We start from the raw sequence: 13032 nt of genomic DNA, 5'->3' as shown, positions 1-13032 counted from the left end.
CGACGCCGTCAGGGCCATCGCCATCGGGCAAGCCGGCCTGGCGACGCCCATCAGGCAAGCACCCCTGAAGACTCCGTCAGCGCGCAAACCCCAGCCGCGCCTTCGTTTCGTCGTACTCGCTCTTCAGGCGCGCGACCAGCTCGGCCACGGACGGCACGTCGTCCATGAGCCCCACACCCTGGCCCGCGCCCCAGATGTCTTTCCACGCACGGGCCTTGTCGCCGCCGAAGTTCATCTTCGACTTGTCCGACTCGGGCAGCGCGTCCGGGTCGAGCCCCGCGTTGGCGATGCTCTCGCGGATGTAGTTGCCATGCACGCCGGTGAAGAGGTTCGTATAGATGATGTCGGCGGCCTTGGCCTCGAGGATCGCGTGCTTGTAGGCGTCCACGGCGTGCGCCTCGCGCGTGGCGATGAAGCGCGTGCCCATGTACGCGAGATCGGCGCCCATGGCCTGGGCGGCCAGGATCGAGCCGCCGTTGGCGATCGCGCCCGAGAGCACGATGGGGCCGTCGAACAGGCGGCGCACTTCGCCCACGAGCGCGAACGGCGAGGTCGTGCCCGCGTGGCCGCCCGCGCCCGCCGCAACGAGAATCAGGCCGTCCACGCCCGCCTCGAGCGCCTTGCCGGCATGGCGCAGGTTGATGACGTCGTGCAGCACGATGCCGCCGTAGCTGTGCACGGCATCGAGCAGTTCCTTGGGCGGTGCGCGCAGGCTCGTGATGAAGATCGGCACCTTGTGCTCGACGCACACGCGCACATCGTGCTCGAGTCGCGCATTCGACTGATGCACGATCTGGTTCACGGCGATCGGCCCGATCACGGCGTCCGGGTTCGCGGCCTTGTGCGCGGCGAGCTGTTCCTGGATCTGCGTGAGCCACTCGTCGAGCAGTTCGGCGGGACGCGCGTTGAGCGCGGGAAACGAGCCGACGATGCCCGCCTTGCACTGCGCGAGCACGAGCTCGGGGTAGCTCACGATGAACATCGGGGAGCCGACGACAGGCAACGACAGGTTCTGCAGGACGGCGGGCAATGCCATGACGAGGTCTCCTTGCTGGCGGCACGGTGGATTCAGGCCGGATTCAAGCCCGGTTCAAGCGCGGCTTCAGGCTGGCAATCGCGCGCTGGGCACTCGATGAAACGGTCGTTCGATTATAGGCGGGTGGCTTTCGGCACATGGTGCGCCTGCGGTTTGAAGGAGTCGAGGGAGTGTTCGGTTTCTAGCTTTTCCTGCCCGAATGTGGGGCGCCGCGCCACACACCGCTCCTACAATATTCGCCAGACCAACAACGATACGATGGAGACCTGCCATGCCGTTCGAGGGATACACGCCTTTCACTGTCCGCACCGCGGATGGAGTCGAGATTCACGGGGTCCGTGGCGGCGAAGGGCCGCCGCTCCTGCTCCTGCACGGTCACCCGCAGACCCACATGATCTGGCATCGCTGCGCGGCGGATCTTGCGCAGCACTTCACCGTGATCGCCACCGACCTGCGCGGCTACGGCGCCTCGTCCAAACCGGCGAGCGATGCGAGCCACGCCGCCAACTCGAAACGCGCGATGGCCGCCGATCAGGTCGCGCTCATGCGCCACTTCGGCTTCGAGCGCTTTCTCGTCTGTGCGCACGACCGCGGCGCGCGCGTCGCGCACCGCATGGCTCTCGACCACCCGGACGCCGTGGAGCGGCTGATGCTGCTCGACATCGCGCCCACGCTCGCGATGTACGAGCAGACCGACCGCGAGTTCGCCACGCTCTATTTCCACTGGTTCTTCCTGATCCAGCCCGAGCCGCTGCCCGAGGCGCTGATCGGCGCGAATCCCGATGCCTATATCGAGCGCGTGATGGGCAGCCGCCATGCGGGGCTCGCGCCTTTCGCGCCCGAGGCGCTCGACGCGTACCGCGCGGCGCTGCGCCAGCCGGGCGCCGTGCACGCGATGTGCGAGGACTACCGCGCCTCCGCGAGCATCGACCTCGAGCACGACCGCGCCGACATCGAGCGCGGCCACAAGGTGGGCTGCCCGTTGCGCGTGCTGTGGGGCGAGCATGGCGTGATCGAGCGCTGCTTCGACCCGCTCGCGGAGTGGCGCAAGGTGGCGCGCGACGTGAGCGGCCGCACGTTGCCGTGCGGCCACTACATCCCCGAGGAGGCGAGCGAGGCGCTCGTCGGCGAAATCCTCTCGTTCTTCGAGGCGACCGAGCGTCAGGAGTGACGGCTCCAGCGTGCCGGCGGGGTGCCGGCACGCGCCGTAGTGCGTTTCGCCGGCCGGCGCTCAGCCGAGCGGCGGCAGACGGCGCGCCACGGGCGTGGACTTGACGATGGCGGTGCTCGTTTCCGCGCGCTCGGTGACCTTGTTGAGAATTTCGTCGAGTTGCTCGATTGAATGCAGATAGAGCCGGGCGATGAAGCAGTCGTCGCCCGTGACCTTGTCGCATTCGATGAATTCGGGAATCCGGCGGATCACCTCTTCGACCAGATGCAACTGCCCCGGCAGGGGCTTCACGCGCACGATGGCCTGCAGCGTGTAGCCGAGCGCGCGCGGGTCGATGCGCACGGTGTAGCCGCCGATCACCCCCTGAGCTTCGAGTCGCCTCAGCCGCTCCGACGTGCTCGGCGCGGAGAGCCCGATCTGGCGGGCCAGCTCGCTCACGCTCGCGCGCCCATCGTCGGCAAGCGCGGCGAGCAGGGCACGGTCGATCTCGTCGAGCGGGGCGGGGAGAGGCACTCCGGGTCGTTTGGTCATAATTTCACCTGCGTGTTCATCTGGTTGCCTTCGATTCGAAGGCATTTTGATATCGTGACCTTAGTTTAGCCCTGTATTGCACGCTTCGCGCTGAGTAAACTTGCAGTCAGATACTCACGAGGAGCGCCCTCCCATGGCTTCCCCAGAAATTCGCCGCGGCGCGGCAGAGATGGTCACCGCGATGCTGATGTCCGGCACGATCGGCTGGCTCGTTGTCGATTCGCAGCAGTCACCGATCAACGTGGCGTTCATGCGCTGTGTGCTGGGCGGCGCGACGCTCGCGCTCGTCTGCGCGGCGCTCGGCCTGTTCCGGCGCAGGCTTCCATGGCGCACGCTCGCGCTCGCCATGGCGGGGGGCGCTGCCATCGTCGCCAACTGGGTGCTGCTGTTCGCCGCCTACTCGCGCGCCTCCATTTCCATGGCCACCGCCGTCTACAACACGCAGCCGTTCATGCTCGTGGGCCTCGGCGTGCTGGTGCTGGGCGAGCGCGTGAGCGCCTCAACCGTTGCGTGGCTCGCGCTCGCCTTCGTCGGGCTCGTGGGCGTGGTGGAGGTGCAGCCGGCCGTGCTCGCGGTGCCGGGCGAATACCTGCAGGGCGTGGCTTGCGCGGCGGGCGCGGCGTTTCTCTACGCAATCTCGTCGATCATCACGCGGCATCTCAAGGGCACGCCGCCGCATTTGATCGCGCTCGTGCAGTTGGCCTTCGGCGCGCTCGCGCTCGCGCCGTTCATCCACTATGGCACGCTGCCCGCCACGCCCGTGCACTGGGCGCAGATTGTCACGCTAGGCATCGTGCACACGGGCGTGATGTACGTGCTGCTCTACGGGGCGATCCAGAAGCTGCCCACGGCGATGACCGGCGCGCTCTCGTTCATCTACCCGGTGGTGGCGATCTTTGTCGACTGGTTCGCGTTCGGGCAGCGCCTCGCGTGGATCCAGGTGGCCGGCGCCGCGCTCATCCTGCTAGCGGCGGCGGGCGTGAACCTCGGCTGGCGGATCGTGCCGCAGCGAAGGAAAACGTCTTCGGCTTGAGCGGGCGCCACCTCGCTCGCGCGCACCGTGGCGCGAGCGCGTCTTGACGACACCGCATCCTTCACGCGCTGGTCGCATAATGTCGCGGTTCCCTGACCACGACAGTGCACGAGCGCGCATGACCCCGCCAGACGCCAGCCACGACGAAGCCGAACTCCAGCGCGCCAAGCGCCGCCCGCTCCTCTTGCTGATGGCGGCGGCGCTCGTGTTCGTCGTCACGGCGCTTTCGCCGCCGGGCCTCGTGATCGACGGCATCAAGGCGATGAGCGAAGCGGCCATGGTGGGCGCGCTCGCCGACTGGTTCGCCGTGGTTGCGCTGTTCCGCCGGGTGCCGATTCCGTTCATCGCGGCGCACACGGGCGTCATTCCGCGCAACAAGGATCGCATTGCCGACGAGCTCGCCGTGTTCGTGCACGAGAAGTTTCTCAACGTCGATTCGCTGGTCGGGCTGATCCGCCGCCACGATCCGGTCGAGCGGCTCTCGTCGTGGCTCACGGCGCCCCAGAACGCCCAGCATCTGGGCGACTACGCGGTGCGGCTGATGTCGGGCCTGCTCGGCCTCACCGACGACGCGCGCATCCGCGCCTTCATCCGCGACGGCCTGCATGCGGCGCTCGACAAAGTCGATCTCTCGAAGTCGGCGGGCGCGATTCTCGACACGCTCACGAAAGACGGCCGCCATCAGGAATTGCTCGACCAGATGCTCGATCAGCTCGGCCACCTGCTCGCCGAGGAGAGCACGCGCGCGTTCGTGGCGGCGCGCATCGTCGACGGGCTCAAGGGCGAGTTTCCGTGGACCGAAAAGATCCTGCCCTCGGAGTGGATAGGCGACAGCGGCGCGCGCGTGCTGGAGAGCGCGGTCAACCGTTTGCTGCTGCAGCTGAGCGAGGACCGCGAGCACCACTTGCGCAAGAAGTTCGACGAGGTGGTGCAAAAGCTCGTGGTGCAGTTGAAGAGCGATCCCGCATTCCAGCGCAAGGGCGAGGAGCTCAAGGCGAGCCTGCGCGAAGGCAGCGCGCTCAACGAGTACACGCATGCGCTATGGGACAGCCTGCGCACGTGGCTGCGCGACGACCTGGAGCGACCCGACTCGACGCTGCACGCGAAAGTGGCGGCGACCGGACGCTGGCTCGGCGAGTCGCTGGCCGGCGACGCGGACCTGCGCGCGTCGCTCAACGGCCATCTCGAAGACGCCGCGCGCGCGATGGCACCCGATTTCGCGCGCTACCTCACGCATCACATCCGCGATACGGTAAGACACTGGGACACGCGCGAGACCGCGCGCCTGATCGAGTTGAAGATCGGCAAGGATCTGCAGGCGATACGCGTAAACGGAACCGTGATCGGCGGGACGATCGGGCTCGGGCTGTATCTGTGCTCACACCTGTTCGAATGGTTGCGTTTGCAACTCGGTGGGTGACGCGTTGCGGGTTTGCGCGTTACCTATGACACGCGCGTGAACATGCGTTTTGCGTCAACGCACGGTCATTTAACGATTTGGATCGCGAAGCAATTGTTCGCGTCGACGCGCAAACGTTTTGGATTCCGGGCCGTTTTACGGCCGGTCCGCCGATGGTAGTTTGTAGGGAAATCACCGATGCGACGCGAATTCGCGCGCGAGTATGATCGGCTCGACAGTTTGATCACGTCAGAGCACGATACTCACGCTCGTCCTGGAAAAGGACGAGCGTTTTTTTTGGGGTGCGCTGCGCTTGCCGTCATGCATGACGGCGCAGGGGCGAGCGCGTCAGGCCATGCCGGCCGGCGCTTCGACCTCGTTCTCGCCCATCACGAGCGCGCCGCTTTTCGCCAGCTCGCCGGCCAGTTCACGCATCAGCGCGGGCCATGCGCTCTCCGGCGCGAGCTGCCGCGCCGCCGCACGCATGGCCGACGCCTCGGCGAGCAGCGTGTCCAGCGCCGCGAACGTCATCGTGCGCACTTCGAGCAGCTTGAACACGGTCAGCACCTTGAGCGCGTTTTTGGCATTGCGCGCCGGATCGGCGCTCAGCCACGCGAGGCGCGCATAGGCGCGTTCGAGCGCGGCCCCGGCGTTCGCGAACGGCGCGCCGTGACCCGGGATCACCACGGCCACGTCGAGTTGCGCGATGGCGTCCAGCACCGCGCGCTGCTCCGCGAAACCGCTTCCGCCTTCGAGCTCGGGGAAGATCACGCCGAAGCCGTGCTCCCAGAGCGCGTCGGCGCTGATCAGCACGCGCGGCTCGGCCGCGTAGAGCATGAGCGAATCGGGGTCGTGACCGGGCGCGCCGATGACGTCCCACTCGAAGCCGCCGAGCGTGAGGTGCGCGCCGGGCGCGAGCGTGTCCGTGAAGGCGAAGCGCTCGCAGCTTTGGCCGGTGGCGAGAAAGGAGAGCCGAGTTTCGTCCCAGGCGCGCACGGCGCTCGCGCTGGCGGCGGGAATGAGCGTCTCGCAAGGCCATTGCGCTTGCAAGCGCGCGTTGCCGCCGCAATGGTCCGAATGCAGATGCGTGTTGACGATGGTGTCGAGCGCGCGCCCCGCGAGCGCGTGCTGGACGAGCGAGACGGTTTGCGCGGCATGCGTGGCGTAGCCCGTGTCGACGAGCGCGGCGCGGGACTCATCAACGAGCAGCACGTTGTTCGACGAGAGCCAGCCGCGCTCGAACACGCGGATCGACGCGGGCAGGGGCACGGGCAACGCCGGGGACAACGTTGCGGGCGGGTTCGCTGAAACCCCGCTCATCGCGCGGCTGTTCCGCTCGCTTGCGCCTGGGCCTTCGGCATCACGAGGATCGTCGAGCGTCCCACCACGAGCGTCTCGCCGTGCTGGTTGACGGCAGTGCCCTCGAGCTTCACGAGATCGCCGTTCAGGGTCGCCTTCCAGTGCGCGTCCACGACACGCCACTCGAAGGTGAGCACGTCATGAGCGTGCGCCGCGCGCTTGAGCTTCATGTCGAACTCGAGGCCGAGCGGTTGCGCGTACTGCGAAAAGTGCGTGGCGAGCAGCGCCATGAAATAGGCGGTGGGCTGCGTGCCCGAGGCGATCAGGCCGCCGAAGCGGCTCTGCGCGGCGTAGGCGTCGTCGTGGTGCAGCGGGTTCAGGTCGTTCACGAGGGTGGCGAACGACTTCACCGTATCGGGCGAGAGCGCGAGCGTCGAGCGAAGCGTCTCGCCGATTGTCACGACACGAGCAGGCGCGGTGGTCATCGTGCGTCTTCCTCCTTCACGGCATCGAGGCTCGCGGTGTGCGAGGCCGGAGTCAGCGCTGAGGCACTCATTCCGGGCCGACTCATCCACTGCGCGTGGCGCGTCTCGATGGCGTCCCACACGGCGCGCTTTGCGGCGTCGTCGAGCGTGGACCACGCGGCGATCTCGTCGATCGTGCGCAGGCACCCTTCGCACAGGCCGCTCGCCTCGTGCATGCGGCAGATGTTGATGCAGGGCGAGGGCGTTTCCACGGGCACGCTCATCGGGCTCGGAGCGGAACTCGCGCTCATGCGTCGCGCAGCGCGACGTCCACCACGGGCGCGCCGGTGAGCGCCGCGAGTTCCCGCGGCGAAAGATTGAACACCGCATGCGGGTGGCCCGCCGCGGCCCAAAGGCTCTCGAGCCCGAACAGGTCGGCGTCGATCAGCGTGACGGGCGCGGTGGCGTGGCCGATCGGGCACACGCCACCGATCGCATAGCCGGTCATTTCGCGCACGAACTTCGCGTCGGCGCGGCCGACTTCGCCCACGTGCGACTCGACCTTCTTTTCGTCCACGCGATTGGCGCCGCTCGCGATCACGAGCACGGGCGCATTGTCCTTGCGGCGGCGAAACAGGATCGACTTGGCGATCTGCGCGACTTCGCAGCCGAGCCCGGCCGCCGCTTCCGCCGAGGTCTTGCCGGTTTCGGGCAGGAGCACGACGGGCTTGGCGTGGCCGCGCTCGCGCAGGAGCAGCGCGACGCGGCGCGCGGAGTCGGGCAGGGCTTCGAGGCCGTCTTTTTCGGAGTTGACGAGCGTTTCCGTCATAGCGTTCTTTCCTTCGTACTACGATTCATTGCCAGATGGCGTCCCAAAGCATCAAGCGCACTCGGCCGCGCTCTGCTTCTTCGCGAGCAGCGCCTTGCCCGCGCGCGAGGCGTTGGCGCGGCCGATCGCCTTCGAAATGAAGTCGCCGGCTTCTACGACCTGATCGAGATCGACGCCCGTGTGAATGCCGAGGCCGTTCATCAGATACAGCACGTCTTCGGTCGCGACGTTGCCGGTCGCACCCTTCGCGTACGGGCAGCCGCCGAGCCCCGCCACTGAGGCGTGAAAGATCGCGATGCCTTCCTCGAGCGCGGCGTAGATGTTGGCGAGCGCCTGGCCGTAGGTGTCGTGGAAGTGGCCCGAGAGGCGCTCGCGCGGGAACACCTTCGTGACCGCCTCAAACACTTCGTGCACGCGCTTCGCGGTGCCCACGCCGATCGTATCGGCGATATCGATCTCGTCGCAGCCGAGCGCCGCGAAGCGCTGCACCACGTCGACCACCGACGCCACCGGCACCTCGCCCTGGTACGGGCAGCCGAACGAGCACGAGACGCTGCCGCGAATGCGCACGCCGGCGGCCTTCGCCGCTTCGGCCACGGGCACGAAGCGCTCGATGCTCTCCGCAATCGAGCAGTTGATGTTCCGCTGCGAGAATGCTTCGCTCGCTGCGCCGAAGATCACGATCTCGTCCGCGCGCGCGGCGAGCGCGCCTTCGAGGCCGCGCATGTTCGGCGTAAGCACCGAATAGATCGCGCCTTCGCGGCGCGCGATGCCGGCCATGACCTCGGCGCCGTCGGCCATCTGCGGGACCCATTTCGGCGAGACGAACGAGGCCGCTTCGACGTTGGGAAAGCCCGCCTTCGAGAGCCGGTCGATCAGCTCGATCTTCACAGCGGTGGGCACGAATTCCTTTTCGTTCTGCAGACCGTCGCGCGGTCCGACTTCGACGATTTTGACTGCGGTGGGCAATGCTGCCATGTCTGTCTCCTTGCTGGATTCCTGATTTCCTGACCCGTGCCGATGCAACCCGCGCGCTTCAATAGCCGCGTGCCGTATGCACGATGCCGCTGACCGTCTCGCCGCGCACGAGCGCTTCGATCTTGTCCGCGACCTGTGAGATGGCTTCATCGCGCAGCGTGAGCGCGGAGCAGTGCGGCGTGATCGTGATGCGCGGCTCGCGCCAGAACGGGTGATCGGCCGCGAGCGGCTCGTGGCGGAACACGTCGAGCGTGGCGGCCGCGAGCGTGCCGTTTGCAAGCGCTTCGACGAGGTCCTGTTCCACCAGATGCGCGCCGCGCGCGACGTTCACGAGATACGCGCCGCGCTCGAGCTTGCCGAAAGTGCGCGCATCGAGCACGTCCTCGGTGTCGGGCGTGGCGGGCAGCAGGTTCACGAGCACTTTCACGCCGTCGAGGAACGCGTCGAACTGCGGGCCGCGCAGTTCGCCCGAGAAGGTCTCGATGCCGTCGAGCGTCTTTGCGCTGCGCGAGAAGCCGCGCACCGGCACGCCGAGCGACGCCACCGCCCGGGCGACCTGCGCGCCCAGCACGCCGAGGCCGAGCACGCCCACCGTGAAGGTCTCGAGCGGATGCGGCGCGAGCACGTGCCATTCGCGGCGCGCCTGCTGCAATGCGTATTCGTCGAAGCGGCGCAGATAGCGCAGCACCGCGTGCTGCACGTATTCGGCCATCTGCGGGGCCATGCCCGAGTCTTCGAGACGCACGAGCAGCGCGTCCTGGGGCAGCGTGCCCGGATGGTCGCGTTCGAGCGCGAGGATCGCATCGACGCCCGCGCCCAGATTGAAGACCGCGCGCAGGCCCTTGCGCGCGGCAAAGAGCTCGCGCGGCGGATGCCAGACCACGGCGTAATCGGCGGGGGCCGTATCGCCGGGCTGCCATTCGCGCAGCTCGGCGCCGGGCAAGGCGCGTGCGAGACCGTGAAGCCAGGCGGAGGCGTCGGCTTGCGGGAGCCAGAACAGAATTTTCATCGTGCGGCGTGTCCCTGCGGATTGAAAGCATGTTCGGCACATTCTACTTTTTCATGCCCGAGGCCGCCGGGCTTTCTCCGCGCGAACCCTGCCATGATGGTGCGGCGCGGCAACCTGGATGGGCGCGAAAAAGCAAAGCAAAAAAAATTGGTTCGGCGCGCGCGGGCCGCGGATCACAATCCGTTCACGTCCCGTCGAAGCGAGGAAAAAATCATGCTTTCGTGCGCCTCTTCCCGCTGGCCGCCCAGACTCGTCACCGTGCCGGGCCTGCACGGCAGTGAAGGTGCACATTGGCAGAGCTGGCTCGAGCGCCAGTTCGCGCGCTCGCTGCGCGTGGAGCAGGACGACTGGGACGCCCCCGATCTGGCGCTCTGGAGCCGTGCGCTCGCTCGGCTGCTCGCGCGCGAGCGCGGGCCGTTCCTGCTTGCGGCGCACAGCTTCGGCTGCCTCGTGGCGGCGCATGCGCTGCAGCAGGGGCTCGTTGCCGCCGACGTGGCGGGCGTGCTGCTGGTCGCGCCCGCGAGCCCGGAGAAATTCCGCTTCGCCGGTGCCTTCGAGGCGCGGCGTCTTCACGTGCCTTCGATCCTGGTCGGCAGCGAGACCGATCCCTGGATGCCGCTGGAGGGCGCACAGCGCCTCGCGCAGCAATTGGGCAGCGCATTCGTGAACCTTGGCGACGCGGGGCACATCAACACGTCGGCCGGCTTCGGACCGTGGCCGCGCGCGAAGTATTTCATCGATACGCTCGTGCATTGCGAAGCGCCAAGGCGCCTGCGCGACGATGCGCAGCACGACGCGCACACGGCGAGCGACGTGGCGGAAGACGTGCCGTTCAGCGTGAACGATCGCTTGAGGTTCGCCTGAGGCTCAAGGCGCAAGGCGCAAGGCTCACTCGCGATTGATCGGACCTCGACTCAGGTTCGCTTCGCGTTTGCCTGCTCAGGCCGCACGCGGGCAGCGCCGCAAGCTCGATGCGGCACCGCAGCCCCTTCAACGCCGCAACGCCTCGCGCAGCAGCCGCGCCGTATGCAGCGCGATCATCCCTTCTTCATCGGTGCGGATCGCGAAGGCCGGCACGCGACTCTCGCGCGAGCTCACACGCTCCTTGCCGGCGTCGTTGGCCGCCGCATCGAGTGCGATGCCGAAGAGCGGCGCGAGCCGCTCGCACACCCGCGCACGAATCGGCGCGGCGTGCTCGCCGATCCCACCCGTCAACACCAGCGCATCGAGCCCGCCCAGCACCACGGCGAGCTTGCCCACTTCCTGCGCGATGCGGTACGTGTAGAAGTCGATGGCGAGCTTCGCCCGCGCGCTATCGCTCGCGAGCAGCTCGCGCATGTCGCTGCTCACGCCCGAGAGGCCCTTGAGGCCGGACTCGTGATAGAGCAGCTTCTCGATCTCGTCGTGGCCCATGTCGTGCGCCATCATCCACAGCACCGCGCCCGCGTCGAGGGCGCCGCAGCGCGTGCCCATGGGCAGGCCGTCGAGCGCGGTGAGGCCCATCGTCGTTTCCACGCTCTTGCCGTCTTTCATCGCGCACAGGCTCGCGCCGTTGCCCAGATGCGCGACGACCACGCGGCCGCGCGCAATGTCTGGCGCGGCCACGTGCAGGTGGCGCGCGATGTACTCGTAGGAGAGGCCATGAAAGCCGTAGCGGCGGATGCCTTCTTCGTAGTAGCGGTAAGGCAGCGCGAAGAGCTGCGCCATGATGTCGTTGCCCGCGTGAAAGGCCGTGTCGAAGCAGGCCACCTGCGGCAGCTCGGGCGCGGCCGTGCGCACCGCGCGGATCGCCGAGAGATTGTGCGGCTGGTGCAGCGGCGCGAGCGGCGTGAGCGCGTCGAGTTCCTCGATCACCTTGTCGTCGATGAGCACCGCGTCCTTGAATTGCGCGCCGCCATGCACCACGCGGTGGCCGATTGCGGCGGGCGGCTTGTCGCGCAGGCCCACCGCGAGCACGAGGCGCAGCAGGCGGAACGCGGCGTCGTGGTCGGCGACCTGCGCGAGCGGAAACTTCTCGTCGACGATCAAGCGGCCGTCGGCCATGTGCGCCACCACGCGCGGCGCCACGCCGATGCCTTCGATCTGGCCGCCCGCGCCATGAATCGCGCGCGCGCCGCCTTCCACGTGAGGATCGTCGACCACGCGATACACCGAGCACTTGATGCTCGACGAGCCCGCATTCACGACGAGCACGATATGGCCTTCGTCCAGGGCGTGAGGCGGGGAGGAGGGGACAGCCGGGGTTGCAGTCACAGGGCCTCCGCGATTTTGCGCGCGCGCCGCGCGTGCGCGAGCAGCACGGCAATCGCGCAGCTGCCGATGCGTGCGCGCACCGTGTCGGCGCGGCTGGTGAGGATGATCGGCACGCGCGCGCCGAGCACGATGCCGGCCGCTTCCGCGCCGGCGAGAAAGGTCAGCTGCTTGGCGAGCATGTTGCCCGCTTCGAGGTCGGGCACCAGCAGGATGTCGGGGTCGCCCGCGACCTGCGAGACGATGCCCTTGATGCGAGCGGCCTCGGCGCTGATCGCGTTGTCGAAGGCGAGCGGGCCGTCGAGGAGGGCGCCGGTGATCTGGCCGCGTTCGGCCATCTTGCACAGAGCGGCCGCATCGATGGTCGAGGGCATCTTCTCCGAGACCGTCTCGACCGCCGCGAGAATCGCCACCTTCGGCGTGGCGATGCCGAGCGCCTGCACGAGATCGATGGCGTTGCGCACAATGTCGGCCTTGTCGGCGAGCTTCGGGAAGATGTTGACGGCAGCGTCGGTGATGAAGAGAGGCTTGTGATACGTGGGCACGTCCATCGCGAACACGTGCGAGAGGCGGCGCTCCGTGCGCAGGCCGCTCGTGCCCCGGGCCACTTCGTGGAGCAGCTCGTCGCTATGCAGGCTGCCTTTCATGAGCAGCTCGGCTTCGCCCTCGCGCACGGCGAGCACGGCGCGCTCGGCGGCGGCGTGGCTATGCGGTGCGTCCACGATCGTGACGTTTTCGAGCGAGAGCCTGGCTTCCTGTGCCACCGAGCGGATCTTCGCCTCGGGGCCGACCAGGATCGGCGCGATGAGGCCGAGGTTGGCGGCGTCGAGCGCGCCTGTGAGCGACGAGACATCGCACGGATGCGCGACGGCGGTGGGCACGGGCGCGAGACCCGCGCAGCGGGCCAGCAGGGCAGAGTACTTGTCGGGCGTTGCAGTCATGTCGGTTGTCCATTCCATGCAAGGCAAGCTGAACCACGGGTGCGCTGCGGCGCGCCTTTACATCGTCATGTTCGTCATGCTGCGGCGCGCAA

Annotated in this window: 14 protein-coding genes; 4 read left to right on the top strand and 10 right to left on the bottom strand. The window is 67.9% G+C overall.

Annotated elements, in window-relative coordinates; translation table 11 throughout:
* Positions 1–76: 76 nt before the first annotated feature.
* Entirely contained in the window at positions 77–1036 is a 960-nt protein-coding gene (locus tag BO1_RS08345; protein ID WP_028217179.1) for an NAD(P)H-dependent flavin oxidoreductase, read from the bottom strand.
* Between the two features lie 271 nt (positions 1037–1307).
* Here BO1_RS08345 and BO1_RS08340 point away from each other — a divergent pair, with 271 nt between their 5' ends.
* Positions 1308–2207, top strand: coding sequence for an alpha/beta fold hydrolase (locus BO1_RS08340; RefSeq protein ID WP_028217178.1), 900 nt, complete (start codon positions 1308–1310; stop codon positions 2205–2207).
* 60 nt (positions 2208–2267) lie between these two features.
* On the opposite strand, the gene BO1_RS08335 is transcribed toward BO1_RS08340, so the two are convergent.
* Positions 2268–2738 carry an Lrp/AsnC family transcriptional regulator gene (locus BO1_RS08335; RefSeq protein ID WP_028217177.1) on the bottom strand — a complete coding sequence of 157 codons (471 nt, stop codon included), beginning with the start codon at positions 2736–2738 and terminating at the stop codon, positions 2268–2270.
* 133 nt (positions 2739–2871) lie between these two features.
* On the opposite strand from BO1_RS08335, the gene BO1_RS08330 reads away from it, so the two are divergent.
* Together BO1_RS08330 and BO1_RS08325 are read left to right on the top strand one after the other, a co-directional pair.
* Positions 2872–3771, top strand: coding sequence for a DMT family transporter (locus BO1_RS08330; RefSeq protein ID WP_028217176.1), 900 nt, complete (start codon positions 2872–2874; stop codon positions 3769–3771).
* Between the two features lie 118 nt (positions 3772–3889).
* Positions 3890–5191: a DUF445 domain-containing protein gene (locus tag BO1_RS08325; protein WP_028217175.1), complete on the top strand. Its 1302-nt coding sequence runs from the start codon at positions 3890–3892 to the stop codon at positions 5189–5191.
* Between the two features lie 327 nt (positions 5192–5518).
* Here BO1_RS08325 and BO1_RS08320 read toward each other — a convergent pair whose 3' ends face one another.
* Genes BO1_RS08320 through BO1_RS08295 form a run of 6 tightly spaced genes read right to left on the bottom strand, consistent with a single transcriptional unit; the run spans position 5519 to position 9749 of the window.
* Positions 5519–6490: an MBL fold metallo-hydrolase gene (locus BO1_RS08320; protein ID WP_043284154.1), complete on the bottom strand. Its 972-nt coding sequence runs from the start codon at positions 6488–6490 to the stop codon at positions 5519–5521.
* Entirely contained in the window at positions 6487–6954 is a 468-nt protein-coding gene (locus BO1_RS08315) for a MaoC family dehydratase (protein WP_028217173.1), read from the bottom strand. Before BO1_RS08315 ends, BO1_RS08320 begins: the two co-directional genes overlap by 4 nt.
* A complete protein-coding gene (locus BO1_RS50125; protein ID WP_043284152.1) occupies positions 6951–7244 on the bottom strand; it encodes a DUF1289 domain-containing protein in 294 nt (97 codons plus the stop codon). The genes BO1_RS08315 and BO1_RS50125 overlap by 4 nt, the downstream gene beginning before the upstream one ends.
* Positions 7241–7762: a YbaK/EbsC family protein gene (locus BO1_RS08305; RefSeq protein ID WP_028217172.1), complete on the bottom strand. Its 522-nt coding sequence runs from the start codon at positions 7760–7762 to the stop codon at positions 7241–7243. The genes BO1_RS50125 and BO1_RS08305 overlap by 4 nt, the downstream gene beginning before the upstream one ends.
* 51 nt (positions 7763–7813) lie before the next feature.
* Positions 7814–8740 (bottom strand): hydroxymethylglutaryl-CoA lyase, encoded by a 927-nt coding sequence (locus BO1_RS08300; RefSeq protein ID WP_028217171.1) that lies wholly within the window; start codon positions 8738–8740, stop codon positions 7814–7816.
* 58 nt (positions 8741–8798) lie between these two features.
* Complete coding sequence (locus BO1_RS08295; RefSeq protein ID WP_028217170.1) at positions 8799–9749, bottom strand: 2-hydroxyacid dehydrogenase; 951 nt, start codon at positions 9747–9749, stop codon at positions 8799–8801.
* Between the two features lie 213 nt (positions 9750–9962).
* Between BO1_RS08295 and BO1_RS50120 the strand changes: the two genes are divergently transcribed.
* On the top strand, positions 9963–10613 hold the full coding sequence (locus BO1_RS50120) for an RBBP9/YdeN family alpha/beta hydrolase (protein ID WP_043284199.1): 651 nt from the start codon (positions 9963–9965) through the stop codon (positions 10611–10613).
* A gap of 126 nt (positions 10614–10739) precedes the next feature.
* On the opposite strand, the gene BO1_RS08285 is transcribed toward BO1_RS50120, so the two are convergent.
* Positions 10740–12002 (bottom strand): acetate/propionate family kinase, encoded by a 1263-nt coding sequence (locus tag BO1_RS08285; RefSeq protein ID WP_407669915.1) that lies wholly within the window; start codon positions 12000–12002, stop codon positions 10740–10742.
* The gene (locus BO1_RS08280) at positions 11999–12940 is read right to left on the bottom strand and encodes a bifunctional enoyl-CoA hydratase/phosphate acetyltransferase (RefSeq protein WP_028217168.1); all 942 of its coding nucleotides are present in this window, start codon (positions 12938–12940) and stop codon (positions 11999–12001) included. The genes BO1_RS08285 and BO1_RS08280 overlap by 4 nt, the downstream gene beginning before the upstream one ends.
* Positions 12941–13032 lie beyond the last annotated feature (92 nt).

Origin of the sequence: Paraburkholderia oxyphila NBRC 105797 (genome assembly GCF_000685075.1) — a bacterium.
GTDB classification, from domain to species: Bacteria; Pseudomonadota; Gammaproteobacteria; order Burkholderiales; family Burkholderiaceae; genus Paraburkholderia; species Paraburkholderia oxyphila.
The sequence above is the reverse complement of the archived record's forward strand: the minus strand, read 5'-3'. Positions and strand labels throughout refer to the sequence as shown.

Coding starts and splice junctions, on each gene's coding strand:
- BO1_RS08325 (WP_028217175.1), top strand. CDS start 3,890: ATGACCCCGCCAGACGCCAGCCACGACGAAGCCGAACTCCAGCGCGCC.
- BO1_RS08345 (WP_028217179.1), bottom strand. CDS start 1,036: ATGGCATTGCCCGCCGTCCTGCAGAACCTGTCGTTGCCTGTCGTCGGC.
- BO1_RS08330 (WP_028217176.1), top strand. CDS start 2,872: ATGGCTTCCCCAGAAATTCGCCGCGGCGCGGCAGAGATGGTCACCGCG.
- BO1_RS50125 (WP_043284152.1), bottom strand. CDS start 7,244: ATGAGCGCGAGTTCCGCTCCGAGCCCGATGAGCGTGCCCGTGGAAACG.
- BO1_RS50120 (WP_043284199.1), top strand. CDS start 9,963: ATGCTTTCGTGCGCCTCTTCCCGCTGGCCGCCCAGACTCGTCACCGTG.
- BO1_RS08305 (WP_028217172.1), bottom strand. CDS start 7,762: ATGACGGAAACGCTCGTCAACTCCGAAAAAGACGGCCTCGAAGCCCTG.
- BO1_RS08340 (WP_028217178.1), top strand. CDS start 1,308: ATGCCGTTCGAGGGATACACGCCTTTCACTGTCCGCACCGCGGATGGA.
- BO1_RS08335 (WP_028217177.1), bottom strand. CDS start 2,738: ATGACCAAACGACCCGGAGTGCCTCTCCCCGCCCCGCTCGACGAGATC.
- BO1_RS08315 (WP_028217173.1), bottom strand. CDS start 6,954: ATGACCACCGCGCCTGCTCGTGTCGTGACAATCGGCGAGACGCTTCGC.
- BO1_RS08320 (WP_043284154.1), bottom strand. CDS start 6,490: ATGAGCGGGGTTTCAGCGAACCCGCCCGCAACGTTGTCCCCGGCGTTG.
- BO1_RS08295 (WP_028217170.1), bottom strand. CDS start 9,749: ATGAAAATTCTGTTCTGGCTCCCGCAAGCCGACGCCTCCGCCTGGCTT.
- BO1_RS08280 (WP_028217168.1), bottom strand. CDS start 12,940: ATGACTGCAACGCCCGACAAGTACTCTGCCCTGCTGGCCCGCTGCGCG.
- BO1_RS08300 (WP_028217171.1), bottom strand. CDS start 8,740: ATGGCAGCATTGCCCACCGCAGTCAAAATCGTCGAAGTCGGACCGCGC.